We start from the raw sequence: 17,339 nt of genomic DNA on the forward strand, positions 1-17,339 counted from the left end.
CGCCCGCGGTTGGCCGACCGAAGACGCACTCCTGCCAACGAAGTTATGGTTGCGATAATAGAAAAAAGAAGTTTGCGGGATTTTGACCTGCTGACGTCGGTGCTGGCGGTCGCGATCGTCTGTTTCGGCGTTTGGCAGATCTACAACGCGCAGCCGGAAATGAACCTTTGGTCAAAACAGATCATCGGACTCGGGATCGCTTTGGTCGCCTTCTTTTTCGTCGGATTTAGCGATTACCGAAGAATCATCGATGCCGCCCCTGTCTTTTATGGGATCGGGCTGTTCCTTTTGCTCTTGGTTTTGATTCCCGGACTCGGGGTCAAGATCAACGGCCAGACGGCCTGGCTCAGGCTTCCCGTGATCGGCCAGTTTCAGCCTTCGGAGTTCGTCAAGATCCCGGTCGTGCTGATGCTCGCGAAGTATTTCGGAGCGCGAAAATCCGGCAGTCTCAAGTTCAAGGAATTCCTGATCGGGTGCGCGATACTCGCGGCGCCGGTCGCGCTGATCCTGCTCGAACCGGACGCCGGACAGGCGATGACCTATTTTCCTTTGCTCGCCGTTGTCTTGTTCTTGTCCGGCATAAAGGTGCGCTATGTCGTGATCACGATCGTCGCCGCCGTCGTACTCGCTCCCGCGGCATACTGGGCAGGCGTCAAAACCGGGAAGATAAAGGGTTATCAGCAGGAGCGCATCAATGTCATCCTCGATCCGGAGAGCGCCGATCCGCGCGGTTACGCATATCACACGATCCAATCGATGATCACCGTCGGCAAGGGTGGTCTGACGGGAATCAAAGGCGAGACCGAAACATCACAGGCGAAGCTGAAATTTCTGCCCGAACCGCATTCCGATTTTATTTTCGCGGTAACCGCGGAGAACACCGGATTCGTCGGGTGCATTTCGTTATTGCTGGCGTATATGATTTTGCTGTCCCGACTCGTGTCGGGCGCGCGCGAAGCGCCTGACCGTTCCGGTATGCTCGTGATTATGGCGATCGCCGGCGGAATGACGTTTCAGATTTTTATGAATATCGGGATGGTTCTCGGATTTCTGCCGGTGATCGGCGTTCCGCTCCCGCTGATGAGCGCCGGACTTTCGGCGATCCTTTCGACTTTTATCGCGATCGGCTTTGTGATCAGCGTAAAAATGCGTAGATTCGTTAACTAGATTTAAGTTGATTTGCGAATTTCGATTTGCGATTGAATGATCAAAATCCCAAATCCGAAATCGGCAGTCCCAAATAGTTCTATGGCAAGAGAAAAGAAAATCGTTGAGAACGAGATCAAATCGGTCGAAACAAAACGACGCGGCTTCTGGAGGTTTTTCTGGTTTCCGGCGGCAGTAATCCTGGCGCTGGCGGCGGGCGGTTTGACCGGCATTCTCACGTCGTATTACCTGAATAACTCGCGTTATTCGGTCGAAGTCTCCGCGCTCGCGACGTATCGACCGCCGCAGGTGACGACGATCTATGCCGATGACGGTGAAACGGTTCTCGCCGAGTTCGCGATCGAAAAACGCATCCCGATCAAGGAGTCGGATATTCCTCAGAACGTCGAGGACGCGCTCATCGCGATCGAAGATTACCGCTTTTACAATCACATCGGAATCGACCCGTACCGCATCGGCGGCGCGATCATCAAAAACGTCACGTCGGGAAAGACCGAAGGCGCGTCGACGATCACGCAACAGCTCGCGAAGAATCTCTTTCTTTACAAGGATCAGACCTATACCCGCAAGATCAACGAATGGATGGTCGCGCTTCAGATCGAGCGCTTTTACACAAAGCGCCAGATCCTCGAGATGTATATGAACTACGTCTTTCTGGGCGCCGGTTCTTATGGGTTTGAGGCAGGTTCGCGAACCTATTTCGGCAAATCGCTCAAGGAACTGAGCCTTGAGGAAGCGGCGTTGCTGGCGGCTATCCCGAAGTCTCCCGAGTATTCACCGACCCGAAATTCCGCCAAGGCCAAAGAACGGCGCAACATCGTGCTTGATCAGATGATCAAGTATTTTCCGGAGCGTTACACTCAAGCCCAGATCGATGCCGCCAAAGCGAAAGATGTCGAGTTGGCGCCGACTGCGTATTACCAGAATCAACCGAAATCGACGGCCTGGGACTATCCGATCGAAGAAGTACGGAAGTATCTCGAAGAAAAGTACACGACGCGCGTCGCGCAGGGCGGCTTAAAGGTCTACACGACCATCAACGTCGAAGCTCAGAAGCTTGCGACCAAAGCGGTTCGCGAGGGACTGCGACGTTACGATCGGGGCCGCGGATGGAGATCGGAGTACGTCAACATTTTGGTTGACGAAAACGACGCCCCGCTGACCGACGAAAAGGAAATCGAACGTAAACTGACAAACTACAAACATCCGGACTGGTTCGGCGATGAGTTCGATGAGGGTGAGTACATCAAAGGACTTATTACAAAGATCGACCGAACACGCGATGAGGCGACGGTCCGCTTCGGAAAATATACGGCGACCGTCACTCGCTCCGAAATGGGTCGCGCCGGCAAAGGACCGAATGCGGAGTTCAAGCCCGGATATCTTGCAGAGTTTGAAGTCAAAGCGGTCGATAACGCGAAAAAATCGCTCAAGGTCGAACTAAACCAGATTCCGGAAGTTCAGGCGGCAATCGTGTCGCTCAACTCAAAAACCGGGGAAATAGTCGCTCTCGTCGGTGGCTACGACTTTCAGTCCAGCAAGTTCAACAACGCGACGCAGGGACTGCGTCAAACCGGTTCGGCTTACAAGCCTTTCATTTACACGGCGGCGGTTGAAAACGGAATGACGCCGGATTCGACCGTCAGCGGGGCTCCGATAAAACGCGGCGGTTGGTCGCCCGGAAACTATGACGGATCAAAGAGCCATCCGAACGTTCCGATGAAGATCGCGCTCGCAAAATCGTACAACATTGCGGCGGTCCACCTTCTCGACCAGGTCGGCATCCAGACCGGGGCGCAGATGGTACGCCGGTTCGGCATCACCAACCCGATGGCTCCGAGTTTGCCGTCCGCCCTCGGCGCATCCGAGGCGTCGCTGCTCGAAATGGTTTCGGCGTATTCGGCTTTCCCGAACAAAGGAATTCGGGTTCAACCGCATTTGATCCGAAAGGTATACAGCCGTGACGGAAGCTTGCTCGAAGAATGGGACAACAAGTCGTTCAAAGTGACCAGCGAATACGTTGCGCTGACGATGGTCGATATGATGCGCGGCGTGACGCGTGGCGGCGGAACCGCGCCGGGCGCCAACGCGTCGGGGCATCAGTTGGCGGGAAAAACCGGCACGGTCAACGATCAAACGGACGTTTGGTTCATCGGCTACACGCCGACATACGTTACCGGGGTGTGGATGGGAAACCCTGAACGAAAAGAGAATCTCGGTGCCGGAATGACGGGCGGACATGGTGCGTTGCCTTACTTTAACGCGTTTATGATCCCGTTTATGAAGGACAAGAAACGCGATTCTTTCCCGAATGTTCCGCCGATGCCTTCCGAGATCAAGCGCGAAGCGGAGCGTCTGAAACGAGACCAACAGGAAATGCTTGAACGCGCAGATATGGACGGCAAGAAACTCGGAGCGACAACCAGCACGAAACTCGGGAAGACGGGCGACGAAACGACCACATCGACGACCGATGGTTCAACGACGACCACCAAACCCGCGAACGGCGGCGAACCGAGCGGCAACGATCGTCCGCCCCGCCCCGTGAACACGCCTCGAGTCGAATCGCCGCGCCCAAGTCAGCCGACCCCGCGGCCCGACGTCCCCGAAGGCTCAAAACGTAAAGGCAAGAAAGGCGACGGGAAGTAGAAGGGAAAAGGCAAAAGGCAAAAGGCAAAAAAGGCGAAAGGGAAAAAGGCGAAAGGCAAAAGGCAAAAGGAAAAAGGGAAAGCAACGAATTGCCGGACAAGCCGATAGTGCTTTTTTCGTTGCCTTTTGCCTTTCGCCTTTTCCCTTTTTCCCTTTGCCTTTTGCCTTTCGCCTTTTTCCCTTTTCCCTATGCCTTTTGCCTTTTTTCCCTTTATCCGACAAAGCGGCCGAGGAAGTGCGGCAGCATCTTGCGCCACCAGACCCAATCGTGGGCGACATCGTGACCCCAGACCTCGAGAAGATGCGGAATTCCTTTTGAGGACAAGATGCGCGAAAGATCGCGGCTGCGGTCGGGGGCTTCGTAATTCCCCTGTCCGGTCACGATAACTATCGAATCAGCTTGCCGGAGGCGCGGCAGATGGTAGTTGTCGTTCAGGTTCTTCAAATACATCATCGGGTTGTTGAAGTAAACGTTGTCGTCGTAATACTTCTCCAGATAATTGTGGATGTCATAACTTCCGCTCATCGCGATCGTACCGCGGTAAAGATCGGAATGTTTGAAATAAGTGTTCGCCGCGAGATATGCGCCGAGGCTTGCTCCGGTCGTCAGAGGACGCGCGTCCGGGCCGCATTCGTTGCGGATCAGCGGCAGAACCTCTTCGGTCAGATACCGGTCGTAACGCGAGAGCATCTCGACCTTCCAACCTGGATGCGATTCGCGATTGAGGAGACTGTACTTGTTGACCGAATTGATCGAGTAGGCGCGGATCAGACCGTTGTCGATAAAATACTTGATCGCGTCGATCAGATAAAATCGTTCGTATTCAAGATAGTCCGCCGCGGCCGTCGGGAACATCAAAAGCGGTTGTCCCGCGTGCCCGTACGACACGAGCGGCATATCCATTCCAAGATTGTGGCTGAACCACGAAGTTGTTTCACGTCTCATTAAGATTGCTCCAATAGTTATTTACGTTACGAGTTCAAAACGTCGAGATTAAAAGAAAAACGCGTCAAACTCAAGGAGAACGCTTCGATGACTTGTTTGCCGCGAGCAACTCGGAGGCGACTCGCCCAAGTTCGCGGTCCTCCTTGAACGCCTCGAACTTTGCAAAAGTCCCGGCTGTTGTTCCAGGTTCAAGCATTACGTCTGCCCCTGCGATCATCCGCGTGACGGCGCTTCGGACATACTTCGGCTGCTTGGAAAAGTATCTCAGGAACGGTTCCGTAGAGTTCCGCGCTTCTTCGACAAAGAATTTCGTCAGCGACTCCGCCACGAGTCCCTTGGAATCGGGCGCGGCTTCGAAAAGAACCGGCAGCAATTCCTTAATTCCGCTTTTGACGAGCGCAGCCAGCAATTCGAGCGCCCGGAATTTCAGCGCTCCATCCTTTGATCTGGCAGCGCGAAGCAGATACTCCTGATTTGCTTCGGCGTCAACTTTAAGCGTGACCAGAAAATACGCGGCTTTCAAACGCAATAGCTCGTCTGCGCGTTCCCCGCCGAAATTCATATCGCCTTCGCGGATGCCCTGTTCCTTGATCTCTCTGACGACCTCGGCGACGCGCTCAGTCGGCAGCTTTTTGAGTTCTTTCAGGTTTTCGTCGCCCTCGCCGAGGCCGCTTTCGATAAACATCTCGCGTATCGCAAAATCGGACGGGTCCGCTTGTTCTTCGAGGTTGTTGATCGATCGATCCGAGATAGCATCGTTAACGGACGAGCAGGACACGCCGATCGCGATCGCAAAAGCGACTAAAAGAACAAGAATTGGGCGCATATTTTGATTCATTCCGAGAACTGTATCCGTAAGCCGACGGCGTTTAAGCCCAAGCGCGGCCCTAATCGCTTCGCCCTACACTATTTTGCTTGTCATCGTTGGCGAGGTCAGCGAGTCGAATTCAAAAACCTGACAAAAATGCTCGACGATCCGATCCTCGACCTCCGGGAGCGCAACCTCGCGCCCCAACAGTCTCTCCATCGAAGTCACCGGCTCGCCCTCGCAGGCGATTATCCAGTTGAAGTAGCTGAGATCGGTATTCACATTCAGCGCGAAACCGTGCGTCGTAACCCAGCGTTTGAGATGGACGCCGATCGCCGCGACCTTGCCCTCTTTCGTGTGGACGCCCGTCAATCCTTCGATCCGAAAGCCCTCAATGCCATAATCGGCGAGCGTCCGAAGCAGCACTTCTTCGAGGTTTCGGACATACAAGTGAACGTCTTCGTTCAACGAGCTGAGATTGATGATCGGATATCCGACAAGCTGACCGAGACCGTGATACGTTACTTTGCCGCCGCGGTTGATCTCGAAAACCTCGGCACCGATCACCTTCAAGATCTCTGGGCTTGCGAGCACCCCGTTTTCTTTCGCGCGGCGGCCGATCGTAAAAACGTGTGGATGCTCAAGCAAGAGAAGATAATCCCGCGAACGGTCGGCGATGACCTTCGACTCAAGCTCTCGCTGCAATTCGAGCGCCTCCGCGTAAGCGAATCGACCAAGACGGCGAACCTCTAAAACCCTTTTCGGCATCTTTCTTATGATAGAATTTTGGGAGCAAAAACTCTATCCGGTTAAGAATATGAAAATTAAGACTTTGTTCGCAGTTTTGTGCGTCGTCTCGGCGCTGACGATTTCCGTTTCGGCCCAAAGAAAAAAAACGACGCCGACGCCGACCAAGAAACCGGCCGTTACGGTGACGAACGCGCTTGAGATAAAACAGAGTGCGGAAAAGGTCGCGACGCAGCTGAAGAATGTCACCAGTTTCATATACAAGCTCGGCGGCATCGCGACCGGACTCGAAGACGCTGAAAAGGAAGCCCGGGCAGGCAAGCTTTCAAAGGCGGCGGTCGACAGAAACAACGATTTCAAGCAGGCAGTCGTGATCAGCATCCGCAACCTCAAGGCCGGCCTCGCCGCACTCGAGATCGAATTCCGCACAAAGAATTCGATCAAACCGTATCTTGCTCAGATCAACGGCGTCACCGATCTCGCGACACAGTCGGAGGATCTCGCGTCGGCCGGACAGTTTACGAATTCGGGGAGAAGTCTCATCTTGGTCATTGAGAAACTCGCCGACACGCTAGTCGCGATGCCATAGGGAATTTCGGAGTTGGGATTTCGGATTTGGGATTTGGGATTTCGGATTTGGGATTTGGGATTTGGGATTTGGGATTTGGGATTTGGAATATTTGGAATCTGGAATCCGGAATCCGGCATCTGGAATCTGGAATCTGGAATCTGGAATCTGGAATCCGGAAATTGGAATCCGGAATCTGGAATCTGGAATCTGGAATCTGGAATCTGGAATCTGGAATCTGGAATCAGTCTTGTCCCAAACGTTTGATTGCAAGCCCGGATCGGCCGGAAACGATAGCATAAATCAACTACATCACCGGCTTCTTCAAAACGGTCGCGTTCGGATCGCAGACTTCGGCAGGTTTCTTTGTCGCCGCTTCGTTCGTCTTTTCCACTTTCGGCATACCTAGTTTTTCACGTATGAACGCTTCAGCTTCGGTTTCGATCAGTTCGCCGGCGGCCACCTTGAGTTTTCTCGCGATCGTGTCGCCGTCCTTGATCAGATCCGCGGGAATCAGAAAGACGTTGAAGGGCGAGCCCCAGTTGCGATTGTCGCCGACCTTTTTGCGGTATTCGTAATGCGTGGTCTTCATCTTCGATTCGCGCGAGTCCGATTCGTAAACGACCGGAAATGTCAGCTTTTTGAAAGCGATGTCGCCTTTGACCGCTTCGACCGTATCGTATTCGCCAACGCCGATGACCTCGAAACCGTCCGCTTTGTATTTTTCGTAGAGGCGCTGGACGATCGGGGCTTCGAATCGCCAATTGCCGCACCACGGAGCGAAATAGACGACGAGGACCAGCTTTTTCCCGGCGACGAACTTACGCAGATCGATCTCGCCGCCGCCGTCGATCTTCTTGAACGTCCAGTTTTTGTATTCGAATTCCTTCTCGACGATCGGCGTCTGTTCGCCCTGCGCGTGCGCGAAAACGGAAGTCATCAGAACAATTGCGGTAAAAAGAAAAGTTTTCATCGGTCGGAACTCCATTTACAAAAGACTAATCGGTCAGATGCCGAAAAACAAGTGTTTTATGCCCGTCTTCTCGACGTTTTCCTGTGTCGTTGTTTTGGTCTATAATTTTTGGGGTCAAAGTTATGAGCAATCAATCAAGTGTTTCCGATATTTTCCGCCGCGCACTGGAGATCAGAAAGTCGAATCCGGATGGATCGATCAAAGACCTAAAGGCGCGTATCGTCAGCGAATTCAGCGGCCAGCCGTTCCCTTCGCCGGCCTTCTTGACGATTCCCGAACTCGACAACATCGCGCCGGAAGAAGACTGGACTGCGGGGTTGCCGGTGGTTCTGCGCGGAATCCAGACCGAGGACTGGAACGAGGTCGCGCACGGCATAATCATCAGCCTCGAACAGGTCGAGAATTATCCGAAGCAGTCCGGCCGCGAAGACGATCCGTCGAAGGACTGGCGCAACCGACACAAAGGCATCGAAGAAGCGAACGCGAAAAATATGTCGAAGTGGATGCCGGAAGACCTGATGAATCTGGCGAAGCGTTCGGCGAAACAGTAAGTAAGAGTCACGCGTTTACGCGTGATTCCCGTAAGAGTTACGCGTTTACGCGTGATCGCCCCACAGTCGCAAGCCAATTCAGCGCTCGTATGGCCGCGTTGAATCACGCGTAAACGCGTAACTCTTACGGCGCGTAAACGCGTAACTCTTACGGCGCGTAAACGCGTAACTCTTACGGCGCGTAAACGCGTAACTCTTACGGTACCTCGGACTAAGAAGTGAAGGCAGTATTCATCAACGAATTTGGCGGCGCCGAAAATCTTGAGTTTCGTGTTGTCGACGATCCCTCGCCGCCGGCAGCCGGCAAAGTCCTGGTTTCGGTTAAGGCTGCGGCATTGAATCGGGCGGACCTGCTCCAGCGGCAGGGATTTTATCCGGCGCCGGCGGGTTATCCCGAACGAATTCCGGGACTTGAATTCGCCGGCGTCATCGCCGAAATCGGGGCCGACGTGACGGACTTCAAAGCCGGTGACCGCGTCTTCGGCATCACCGCCGGCGGCGCCCAAGCGGAATTTCTGTTGATCGATCAGACGCATCTCGCGAAAATCCCGGCAAATTTGAACTTGGTTGAAGCGGCAGCCGTTCCCGAAGCGTTTATCACAGCGCACGATGCGGTCTTCACGCAGGCCAAATTGCAGCCGGGCGAGACTCTGCTGATTCACGCCGTCGGTTCCGGAGTCGGACTGGCCGCGCTTCAGCTGGCAAAGGCGCGCAACGCAACCGTTTTCGGGACCTCGCGAACGCCGGAAAAACTTGAAAGGTGCCGGGAATTCGGACTGGACGGCGCGTTTTCGACCGCGGATTTTGCCGAAAACCTGCGTGGCAAAGCCAACGTCATTCTCGACCTGGTCGGCGCCGGCGTTTTTGCCCGAAACCTCGAATGTCTCGCATTGAAAGGGCGTTTGATCTTGGTCGGACTCGTCGGCGGGCGAAAAACGGAATTCGATCTCGGACTCGCGTTGACCAAGCGACTGACTATCATCGGAACGGTTTTGCGGTCTCGATCAGCCGCGGAAAAGGCCGCCGCGACGTCAGAATTCATCGAAAAGGTCGCCCCGCTGCTCGTTGCCGGAACCGTCAGGCCGAACCTCGACCGTGTCTTCCCTGCGGAAGAGGTTTCGGACGCGCACCGGTATCTTGAATCAAATCAAAGCTTTGGAAAGGTCGTTCTGGAGTTCTAGGCGGGCTTTAGCCGATCGGCGACCGCGTTGGAAACGATGCAGAGTCCGGCGACTTTCCGGGCTTTGAGTTCGGCTAATTTCTGCTCAGCTTCGGGATAGGTGAGATCCCGGGCCGCACACTGCTCAAACGTGATCACGGCCCATATTTGTTCGCGAAGTTCGTTCACCGGTTCGTTCTCTGTCTGTTCTGCCTTATTCTTCATCTCCGCCTTCATCTTAACCACCTTTTGGATAAAAATCCCAATCAGTCCTGAAATCCGATAAACCGCATCGAAAATATGATTGCCGAAATTGTGAAAACGTTGCTCACGGGTGTGCGCGTTACTCGTGCGGGTGCTTCAAAATGAATGGCGATTCAGTTATACTTAAACATAATGAGTTTCGCGGAAACGATATTTATGACGGGATTCCCCGGTTTCATCGCCGGAAGACTCGTTGAGCGTCTTGCAACGCCTGAAACGCAGTTTTTTCTGCTTGTTCAGCCGGCCTTCGTTGACAAGGCAAAACAGGATGTCGACCGCATCGCCTCGAAAATGGGCGTCGCGCTTGAGAACTTCGTTCTTTTTGAAGGCGACATCACGGCCGAGAACCTGGGAATCTCCGGCGAAGATCTCGAAATCGTCCAGAGGGAAACGACGGATGTCTTTCATCTCGCGGCGATCTACGATCTTGCGGTCAAGAAAGAACCGGCGTTTCGAGTGAACGTCGACGGCACGAAGCACGTCAACGACCTTGTGCGCTCGCTTCCTAATCTTCGCCGGTATAACTACATTTCTACGTGCTACGTTGCAGGCAAGCGACGCGGAGAGATCCTTGAATCCGAACTTGCTCACGATGCCGGATTCAGAAACTACTACGAAGAAACCAAATACCTTGCCGAACTCGAAGTCGAAAGTTTGAAAGAAGAACTTCCGGTGACTGTTTTTCGGCCATCGGTCGTCGTCGGAGACTCAAAGACCGGTGAGACCGCCAAGTACGACGGGATCTATTACGTCATCTTCTACTACAAAAAGGCGGCGTCGTTGCTGCGGTTCGTGAATGTCGGTAACAAGAACGTCAGACTCAACCTTGTGCCGGTAGATTTCGTTGTCGAGGGAATCGCGGCGCTGTCCAAGGATCCGAAGGCGATCGGGAAGACGATCGCGCTTGCCGATCCGAATCCGCTATCGACCGCTGGGATCTGCGACTCGATCGCCGAAGCGCTGACCGGAAAGAAGACGGTTATGACACCGCCCGCATCGTTGATCGAATGGTCGCTCAATCTCAGCATTTCGCCGGCGATCACCGGACTTCCCCATTACGGCGTGCCGTATTTCTTTCTTGAGCAAACATACGATACGCGCGAGTCCGAAGCGTTGCTCGCCGCCCACGGCGTGCGTTGCCCCGGTTTTGGAGAGTACGCCCGCAACCTCGTCAAGTTCACCGACGAGCATCCGAAACTCGACTAGGCCCGGCGATCGTGCAAATTTTCCGGCGTCGAGCGCATCATAACCACAGACGTTACTGAGATTCCCGAGGTCGATGCTTTTGCAAATTCCAAAACTGGCGATTCTATTGATTGCGCTTGCGGTGTCTTTCGCTTCGAGCGCAGGTGCGCAGTCGGGTCGATTCGTGGAGCGTCCGACACCGACGCCGACGCCCGTTGCGACGCCGACACCGCCGGACGACCAAAACCTGCGTGTTGAAACTGAAGAGATCAAGGTCAACATTTCTGCGTTTGACGAACGCGGCCGATTTTACGCCGGAGTCGGGAACGACGACGTCGTGATCAGCGAAGACAACGTCCTTCATCAGCCGACCAGCATTCGCCGAATGCCGGCTAGCGTTTTGATTCTGCTCGACACCGGTGGCGAGGACCGCGTCGCCAAAGACTACAAAACGACGCGCAACACCGCCAAAATGTTGATCGAGAATCTTGCGCCCGACGATTCGGTGGCCCTGCTCGAAGTCAACGACGCGGCGCGGATAATCGCCGAATGGACAAACGACAAGAAGCAACTTTATACGGTACTCGATAAGGAACTCAAATTCGGCAAACAGTCGAAATTCGTCGAAGCGCTGCAACTCGCGGTCGATTTTTTCCAGAAGTCGGGGTCGGAAAACTGCCACCTCGTTTTGATAACGGACGGCCTCGACAGTTCAACCACCGACGCCGAGCGCAACGCCGCCATCCTTCGTGTCCTGACGACCGACATCAACGTTCACGTCTTCAGTTACACCCGCCTCGAACTCGATGTCGTCAAGGAACGCAAGAGTTCAATGGTCCGCCGCGGCGGCGCGCCGCGAACCCAGCTGCCGCCGGGGGCAGACATCCCTGTCAACGGAACGACAAAAACTTACCCGACGGTGACGATCAACACCGACCGCGAGATGATGAAAAAGATCAAACAGCGCGGCGAGCAGCTCGAAAAGAGCGAAAAGGCTCTGAACGAGCTTTCGGAAAACACGAACGGAATTTTCTTTTTGCCGGTCTCGATCGACGAAATGCTCTCCAAAACCGCATACCTTGCTCGCAACATCGACGCGCAATATGTGGTCACATACACGCCAAAACGTCCGCTCGCCCAGGCTGGCGCCGGAGAGGTCCGCGTCATCACCATCACGTCGAAGCGAAGCGGTCTTGAAATCCTCGGACGCCGCAAGTTGGCTATCATCAAAAATCCCTGAAGCGTTTCCCTACCCAAACGGGTGGCGATTTAACTGATTTTCTCAGGTAATATCGACGGTATTGCGTAATCAATAAGCGTAATCGACTAATAACCAAGGAGATATTTTCAATGAGATCAATCGTTAAACTGATGCTTGTCAGTGTTTTTGCGCTTTCTCTTGCATTTGGGTTTTCAGCGTGCGGTGGAACGGCGACAACGGATAAGAAGCCGACCGACACCAAACCCGCGGATGTCGCTGCGACCGACTCGGTCGGCGTTCCGGAATGCGACGAATACATCAAGAAGTACGAAATGTGCTTGAACAACAAGGTGCCTGAAGCGGCGCGTGCGAGTTTGAAGACATCGTTCGAGACGACCCGCAAAGCTTGGAAAGACGCTGCCGCTACGCCGCAAGGAAAGAGCGCGCTTGCGACCGGCTGCAAAACCGCCCTTGAAACCGCGAAGAGCTCGATGACGGCCTACGGCTGCGAGTGGTAATCGATCCTACCCCCGACTTCGAAACGGCCGTGTGGTCGAAAGATGAATGCTCACTGCAGTCCTGATATGTCCGCCGTCGGCGGCCGTTTCGAATCCCGATTCAACCCTTAATAATATTGAACAGAATCGCGTAGCCGGTCTTCGCGCCAACGTGGCTTCGATAGCCGCGGTTGGGATTTCTCGGAATTCGCCTCTACTGCGCAATTCGGGTTCACGCGTTCAGCGTTAGAGGCAACTATTTTCCATCACGAACCTGATCCTTGCTCCGGACCGACCCAAACATTCCCTCGCGTCGGCCGTTCCTGACCGACCATTTGCAGACCAGCAAAAATTTCCATTGAATCCGAATTTCAATAAGACAACTTGACAGCTCTTAGAATTAGAATTATTCTAAATCTAACTTTTGATCGAAATGATTATGGTAATGAACATCCAAGAGTTAGGTTTGACCAAACAACGCGAAGTTGTTTTGCAGGTTATTCGCGACGCTGACGAGCATTTGACGGCGAACGATGTTTTCGAGCGTTCGAAGGGGCTTTTGCCGACGATCAGTTTCGCGACTGTTTACAACTCGCTGCGGTTTTTGAAGGACGCGGGGCATATCGCGGAAATACAGTTTGGAAACGGCGCAAGCCGGTTCGACAAAAAGATCACGAGGCACGATCACGCGATCTGCAACAAATGCGGAAAGCTCGTCGACCTCGATCTCGATTTTCCATCGGACCTTGTCCGGACTGCGGCGGAGGCTTCGCATTTCAAGCCGGAATCTTTGGAGTTCACGCTCCGCGGGATTTGTCCCGACTGCGTTCTTGCTTCATAGATCATTTCCGACGAAAAGTTAGCAAAAAGATAATTAGAACAATAGGGAGATAAAGAAATTATGTCATCAGCAACTGGTACTGCAACGGAAAATGTAAATGAAGTGGCGTTTGCCAAAGTCGGAAAGCCGGCGCCGGATTTCAATCTGCCGTCGACGAAGAACCTCGAAACGTTGAAGGAAAACGTCAAGCTTTCGGATTACAAGGGGAAATGGTTGATCCTGATGTTTTATCCGCTTGATTTCACCTTCGTGTGTCCGACCGAACTGACGGCGTTCTCGGATCGCCTCGATGAGATCAACGGCGTCGGCGCCGAAGTCATCGGCATCTCGACGGACTCGGTCCACTCGCACCGCGCCTGGATCAAGACGCCGCGCGACCAGAACGGTATCGAGGGACTTCGTTATCCGCTCGCATCGGACGTCGCCGGCCGCCTCGCCGCGAAGTACAACATTCTCGTCGAAGAAGCGAATATCGCGCTTCGCGGACTGTTCATCATCAATCCGGACGGCGTTCTTCAGTATTCGGTCGTTCACGATCTGAACATCGGACGCTCGGTCGACGAAACGCTCCGCGTTCTGCAGGGTCTTCAGACGGGCGGACTGTGCGCCGCCAACTGGTCGCCGGGACAAGCGAATTTGAAAGTCTGATTGTTGAGGTGATTTGGGATTGGCGATTTGGGATTTCGGATTTCTTTCGACCGGAGAAATCCGAAATCACAAATCCCAAATCCGAAAACAAAAGTTATGCCAATGAGAATCGGAGACGCGCTGCCGAATTTTGAGGGCGCGACGGATTGGATCGGCGGAACGCAAAGCGATGCCGAAATTCTTGTGAACGGACAGCCGACGCTGGTTTACTTCTGGGCGACGAGCTGCGGCATCTGCAAGGAAAATATGCCGAAGCTCAAAGAATTGAAAGCCAAGTACGCGGACAATGGCCTGCGCGCCGTCGCGATCCATATGCCGCGTTACGAAGCCGACACGAATTTGGAAACCGTAAAATCAACGATCGCCGAACATTCGATCGACGATATCTGCGCGGTCGATAATCTGCACAAGTTGAAGGATGTTTTCCAGAACGAGCAAGGGTGGGTTCCGGTCTATTATCTCTTCGACTCCGAAGGAAAACTCAAGTCCCGCGCCGCGGGCGAGTTCGGAGTCGGAGTGCTGACCGGTGCGCTTGAGAAGATGTTCCCAAGCGCGCGGGAAGCCGGAGCTTAGGATCAAGCCGAATGAAACGCAGTTTCGCCCCGAAACCTGATTCAGGTTCCGGGGCGAACGCCGTTTATGTGTCTAACGGATGGCATCTGCGATGGCCATTAACCGAGGGCACGATTCGCTCGCTATTTCGAACGGAAAGCGATTTGAGATGAGTGTCCGGAGGTTGTCGACTTGGTAATTCGCCCCTTTTGCAGCAGGTAAGCGAAAAACTCATCTCGCTCGGCGAAGGCGTGACGCAGAAACAGGTCGACGACTTCAAATATCAGATCAATCAGGTCAAGGACAAACTCGCCGTGCTCGGCGGAACCAAGGATCCGCGCGTTCTCAATCTTTCGGGCACGGCGGACGAACTGAAGATCCTTGACGGATGCGAGTGGTTTGTCCGGCAGGTCGCGGCCGTCTTCAATATGTCGACCGCGAAACTGAAACTGGCGGTCGACACCTCGCGCGCGAATACCGAGTCGATGATGAACGACGATCTTGAGTCGCTCGAAGGAGACCTTGTTCGGATCATCGAAGCCGAGAACGCGGCGTTTCTCGATCGCTATTCGTATCTCGGCGAAGTCAATATCGAGTTCTCGTACCCGATCATGCACCGCAAGGACGAAAAGCAGCAGGCGCTGATCGCCAAGCAGCAGACCGGAAACCAACCCTGGGCGTCGATCAACGAAGCCCGTACCCGCACGGGAGAGAAACCGCTCGACACAAACAAGTTCCCGTTCGCCGACGAACCTATCATCAACACGAAGGACGGTCCGCTTCCGATGAGCATCTGGCAAACCCGCGTTTCAGCCGAAGACAATCAGCCGGACCAAACATCCGTCGCATCCGACTGAGTATGGCGGCAAAATTACGATGACGCAAGAAAGTTGTTGACACGCGGAACCGGCTTGTGATAGTTTTCACTTAATTCAGACTGAAACAGAATCGTCGTCGGGAAACGACGGTTCGCCGGATTCGAAACAGTTGTTGCCGAATCCGAAAAGAAGATCCAAAGGCGCATAGCGCGAAGGATCGGTCACTTTGCGAGGTGTTTGGTGTTCAGTCGCTCCTACAACCCATTGAAGTATTGCGAACCTTCCACGGTTTCAGCCATCGGCCCGCAAGCCAGTCACAACGAGTTTCAGAAAAGCGGCAGGACGCCAATCGCGTCGGGCCGCTTTTTTCATTGATCTTTGCAATACATGAAATAGAAAATCCCGGACGGTAGCGCTAACTACCGTCCGGGATTTCAGGTTTATCAGTGAAACGGAACGTCCCAAAGATGCACCACTACAACCCGCATTTTAGGACATTCCGTTTCCCGAATCAAATAGTCAAGACCAACAGAAAGTTGGTGAACGGATGATTGACCTTTCGCAAACACCGCGTCGATCTCTCCGATCCCCCGTTGGTCACACATCACACGGTGACGATTATGAAAAAGAAACATATTTCCCGGCGAAATACCTGTCGCACAAACGGCCGAGGCCCGACCGGTTCGGACAAACCGAAAACAAGCCAAATCGAGATGCGAAACGCAAAGCGGGCATTGATCGTACTTGCCTTGCTGGTCGTTTCGACATTCGGCATCGGCTCGATCGCGACATGGCGCAGTGCGCGATCCGTCACGGCGGCGATGCCGACCGGCACGCCCCCCTCGATGCCCGCAAACAGACCGGCCCGCGAATACGTTTATGCCGGGAGCGCGCTTCTTTCGACCGTTGAACCGTTTTACGAAGCGCCGTCCGACCTCGCTGTCTGGCGACCGTCCAGCGGCACCTGGTATATCCTCAATTCCGTCTCGCAACAGACAACGTCCCAACAGTGGGGAGTCTCTACCGACAAGGAGGCGCCGGGCGATTACGACGGAGACGGCAAGACGGATTTTTGCGTCTTTCGCGGATCGACCGGCACCTGGTACATCATCTACAGCTCAAACGGAGCAAGCGCCTATCCCGCCTACGGAACCAACGGCGACCTTCCCGCAATCGGCGATTATGACGGTGACGGCAAATCGGATATCGCGGTCTGGCGTCCTTCGAATCAGACATGGTATGTCCTGAAATCCTCAAACGGCGCCTCGATCTCGCAGCAGTTTGGAACCGCAAACGACGTTCCGGTTCCGGCCGACTTTGACGGCGACGGAAAAGCCGATTACGCGATCTGGCGTAAATCGAGCGCGACTTTCTGGGTTCTGCAATCAAGCAACGGGCAAAACGCCTCCTATTCGATCGGCGCGAACGGCGACACGCCCGTCGTCGCGGATTACGACGGCGACGGGAAGGCTGATTGTGCAACTTGGCGTTCAAGCGATACGGTTTGGCGCATTCGGTACAGTTCGGACGGCAGCATCGCGACGCCGCAGTGGGGCGTCGGCAGCGATGTCGTCGTTCCCGCCCGTTACGTCGACTCGTTCGACACCGATTCAAAGGCGGACATCGCGGTCTGGAGGCCGTCAACCGGCGTCTGGTACATAAAACGCTCGTCGGACGGAACAATGCGCGCTCAGACCTTCGGGCTGAGCGGCGACATCCCCGTCCCGGCAAACTGGCGTTAGACAGGAATCGATCGATCTCACGA

19 protein-coding genes are annotated in these 17,339 nt (G+C 54.2%); 13 read left to right on the top strand and 6 right to left on the bottom strand.

What is annotated here, in order from left to right; genetic code table 11:
* Positions 1 to 45: 45 nt before the first annotated feature.
* Both IPN69_25010 and IPN69_25015 read left to right on the top strand, forming a co-directional pair.
* Positions 46 to 1,167, top strand: a complete 1,122-nt coding sequence (locus IPN69_25010; GenBank protein MBK8813970.1) for a rod shape-determining protein RodA — start codon at positions 46 to 48, stop codon at positions 1,165 to 1,167.
* Between the two features lie 81 nt (positions 1,168 to 1,248).
* The gene (locus tag IPN69_25015) at positions 1,249 to 3,816 is read left to right on the top strand and encodes a PBP1A family penicillin-binding protein (GenBank protein MBK8813971.1); all 2,568 of its coding nucleotides are present in this window, start codon (positions 1,249 to 1,251) and stop codon (positions 3,814 to 3,816) included.
* Between the two features lie 211 nt (positions 3,817 to 4,027).
* Here IPN69_25015 and IPN69_25020 read toward each other — a convergent pair whose 3' ends face one another.
* The 3 genes from IPN69_25020 to lipB form a co-directional block, all read right to left on the bottom strand.
* Positions 4,028 to 4,762: an esterase family protein gene (locus IPN69_25020; protein MBK8813972.1), complete on the bottom strand. Its 735-nt coding sequence runs from the start codon at positions 4,760 to 4,762 to the stop codon at positions 4,028 to 4,030.
* Positions 4,763 to 4,832: 70 nt separating this feature from the next.
* Positions 4,833 to 5,447: a hypothetical protein gene (locus tag IPN69_25025; protein MBK8813973.1), complete on the bottom strand. Its 615-nt coding sequence runs from the start codon at positions 5,445 to 5,447 to the stop codon at positions 4,833 to 4,835.
* A gap of 216 nt (positions 5,448 to 5,663) precedes the next feature.
* Positions 5,664 to 6,338, bottom strand: coding sequence for a lipoyl(octanoyl) transferase LipB (gene lipB, locus IPN69_25030; GenBank protein ID MBK8813974.1), 675 nt, complete (start codon positions 6,336 to 6,338; stop codon positions 5,664 to 5,666).
* Between the two features lie 49 nt (positions 6,339 to 6,387).
* Here lipB and IPN69_25035 point away from each other — a divergent pair, with 49 nt between their 5' ends.
* The gene (locus tag IPN69_25035; protein ID MBK8813975.1) at positions 6,388 to 6,906 is read left to right on the top strand and encodes a hypothetical protein; all 519 of its coding nucleotides are present in this window, start codon (positions 6,388 to 6,390) and stop codon (positions 6,904 to 6,906) included.
* On the opposite strand, the gene IPN69_25040 is transcribed toward IPN69_25035, so the two are convergent.
* On the bottom strand, positions 6,889 to 7,185 hold the full coding sequence (locus IPN69_25040) for a hypothetical protein (protein ID MBK8813976.1): 297 nt from the start codon (positions 7,183 to 7,185) through the stop codon (positions 6,889 to 6,891). The two genes, IPN69_25035 and IPN69_25040, sit on opposite strands and share 18 nt — an antisense overlap.
* Before the next feature lie 7 nt (positions 7,186 to 7,192).
* Complete coding sequence (locus IPN69_25045) at positions 7,193 to 7,858, bottom strand: TlpA family protein disulfide reductase (protein ID MBK8813977.1); 666 nt, start codon at positions 7,856 to 7,858, stop codon at positions 7,193 to 7,195.
* 122 nt (positions 7,859 to 7,980) lie between these two features.
* Between IPN69_25045 and IPN69_25050 the strand changes: the two genes are divergently transcribed.
* Both IPN69_25050 and IPN69_25055 read left to right on the top strand, forming a co-directional pair.
* The gene (locus tag IPN69_25050) at positions 7,981 to 8,409 is read left to right on the top strand and encodes a hypothetical protein (protein ID MBK8813978.1); all 429 of its coding nucleotides are present in this window, start codon (positions 7,981 to 7,983) and stop codon (positions 8,407 to 8,409) included.
* Between the two features lie 218 nt (positions 8,410 to 8,627).
* Entirely contained in the window at positions 8,628 to 9,590 is a 963-nt protein-coding gene (locus tag IPN69_25055) for an NAD(P)H-quinone oxidoreductase (GenBank protein ID MBK8813979.1), read from the top strand.
* On the opposite strand, the gene IPN69_25060 is transcribed toward IPN69_25055, so the two are convergent.
* Positions 9,587 to 9,793, bottom strand: coding sequence for a hypothetical protein (locus tag IPN69_25060; protein MBK8813980.1), 207 nt, complete (start codon positions 9,791 to 9,793; stop codon positions 9,587 to 9,589). The genes IPN69_25055 and IPN69_25060 overlap by 4 nt on opposite strands.
* 171 nt (positions 9,794 to 9,964) lie before the next feature.
* Here IPN69_25060 and IPN69_25065 point away from each other — a divergent pair, with 171 nt between their 5' ends.
* From IPN69_25065 to IPN69_25100, 8 genes are all read left to right on the top strand, one after another.
* Positions 9,965 to 11,038: an SDR family oxidoreductase gene (locus IPN69_25065; protein MBK8813981.1), complete on the top strand. Its 1,074-nt coding sequence runs from the start codon at positions 9,965 to 9,967 to the stop codon at positions 11,036 to 11,038.
* Between the two features lie 73 nt (positions 11,039 to 11,111).
* Positions 11,112 to 12,257, top strand: a complete 1,146-nt coding sequence (locus tag IPN69_25070) for a VWA domain-containing protein (GenBank protein MBK8813982.1) — start codon at positions 11,112 to 11,114, stop codon at positions 12,255 to 12,257.
* A 110-nt stretch (positions 12,258 to 12,367) separates the two neighbouring features.
* Positions 12,368 to 12,736, top strand: coding sequence for a hypothetical protein (locus IPN69_25075; GenBank protein MBK8813983.1), 369 nt, complete (start codon positions 12,368 to 12,370; stop codon positions 12,734 to 12,736).
* 403 nt (positions 12,737 to 13,139) lie between these two features.
* The gene (locus IPN69_25080) at positions 13,140 to 13,556 is read left to right on the top strand and encodes a transcriptional repressor (GenBank protein ID MBK8813984.1); all 417 of its coding nucleotides are present in this window, start codon (positions 13,140 to 13,142) and stop codon (positions 13,554 to 13,556) included.
* A gap of 60 nt (positions 13,557 to 13,616) precedes the next feature.
* The gene (locus tag IPN69_25085) at positions 13,617 to 14,204 is read left to right on the top strand and encodes a peroxiredoxin (GenBank protein MBK8813985.1); all 588 of its coding nucleotides are present in this window, start codon (positions 13,617 to 13,619) and stop codon (positions 14,202 to 14,204) included.
* A 96-nt stretch (positions 14,205 to 14,300) separates the two neighbouring features.
* Complete coding sequence (locus IPN69_25090; GenBank protein MBK8813986.1) at positions 14,301 to 14,777, top strand: TlpA family protein disulfide reductase; 477 nt, start codon at positions 14,301 to 14,303, stop codon at positions 14,775 to 14,777.
* A 188-nt stretch (positions 14,778 to 14,965) separates the two neighbouring features.
* On the top strand, positions 14,966 to 15,613 hold the full coding sequence (locus IPN69_25095) for a phage portal protein (protein MBK8813987.1): 648 nt from the start codon (positions 14,966 to 14,968) through the stop codon (positions 15,611 to 15,613).
* 674 nt (positions 15,614 to 16,287) lie between these two features.
* Complete coding sequence (locus IPN69_25100; protein ID MBK8813988.1) at positions 16,288 to 17,316, top strand: VCBS repeat-containing protein; 1,029 nt, start codon at positions 16,288 to 16,290, stop codon at positions 17,314 to 17,316.
* Positions 17,317 to 17,339 lie beyond the last annotated feature (23 nt).

Source organism: Acidobacteriota bacterium (assembly GCA_016715115.1).
Taxonomy (GTDB): domain Bacteria; phylum Acidobacteriota; class Blastocatellia; order Pyrinomonadales; family Pyrinomonadaceae; genus JAFDVJ01.

Coding starts and splice junctions, on each gene's coding strand:
- IPN69_25010 (MBK8813970.1), top strand. CDS start 46: ATGGTTGCGATAATAGAAAAAAGAAGTTTGCGGGATTTTGACCTGCTG.
- IPN69_25015 (MBK8813971.1), top strand. CDS start 1,249: ATGGCAAGAGAAAAGAAAATCGTTGAGAACGAGATCAAATCGGTCGAA.
- IPN69_25020 (MBK8813972.1), bottom strand. CDS start 4,762: ATGAGACGTGAAACAACTTCGTGGTTCAGCCACAATCTTGGAATGGAT.
- IPN69_25025 (MBK8813973.1), bottom strand. CDS start 5,447: ATGTTTATCGAAAGCGGCCTCGGCGAGGGCGACGAAAACCTGAAAGAA.
- lipB (MBK8813974.1), bottom strand. CDS start 6,338: ATGCCGAAAAGGGTTTTAGAGGTTCGCCGTCTTGGTCGATTCGCTTAC.
- IPN69_25035 (MBK8813975.1), top strand. CDS start 6,388: ATGAAAATTAAGACTTTGTTCGCAGTTTTGTGCGTCGTCTCGGCGCTG.
- IPN69_25040 (MBK8813976.1), bottom strand. CDS start 7,185: ATGCTATCGTTTCCGGCCGATCCGGGCTTGCAATCAAACGTTTGGGAC.
- IPN69_25045 (MBK8813977.1), bottom strand. CDS start 7,858: ATGAAAACTTTTCTTTTTACCGCAATTGTTCTGATGACTTCCGTTTTC.
- IPN69_25050 (MBK8813978.1), top strand. CDS start 7,981: ATGAGCAATCAATCAAGTGTTTCCGATATTTTCCGCCGCGCACTGGAG.
- IPN69_25060 (MBK8813980.1), bottom strand. CDS start 9,793: ATGAAGAATAAGGCAGAACAGACAGAGAACGAACCGGTGAACGAACTT.
- IPN69_25065 (MBK8813981.1), top strand. CDS start 9,965: ATGAGTTTCGCGGAAACGATATTTATGACGGGATTCCCCGGTTTCATC.
- IPN69_25070 (MBK8813982.1), top strand. CDS start 11,112: ATGCTTTTGCAAATTCCAAAACTGGCGATTCTATTGATTGCGCTTGCG.
- IPN69_25075 (MBK8813983.1), top strand. CDS start 12,368: ATGAGATCAATCGTTAAACTGATGCTTGTCAGTGTTTTTGCGCTTTCT.
- IPN69_25085 (MBK8813985.1), top strand. CDS start 13,617: ATGTCATCAGCAACTGGTACTGCAACGGAAAATGTAAATGAAGTGGCG.
- IPN69_25090 (MBK8813986.1), top strand. CDS start 14,301: ATGCCAATGAGAATCGGAGACGCGCTGCCGAATTTTGAGGGCGCGACG.
- IPN69_25100 (MBK8813988.1), top strand. CDS start 16,288: ATGCGAAACGCAAAGCGGGCATTGATCGTACTTGCCTTGCTGGTCGTT.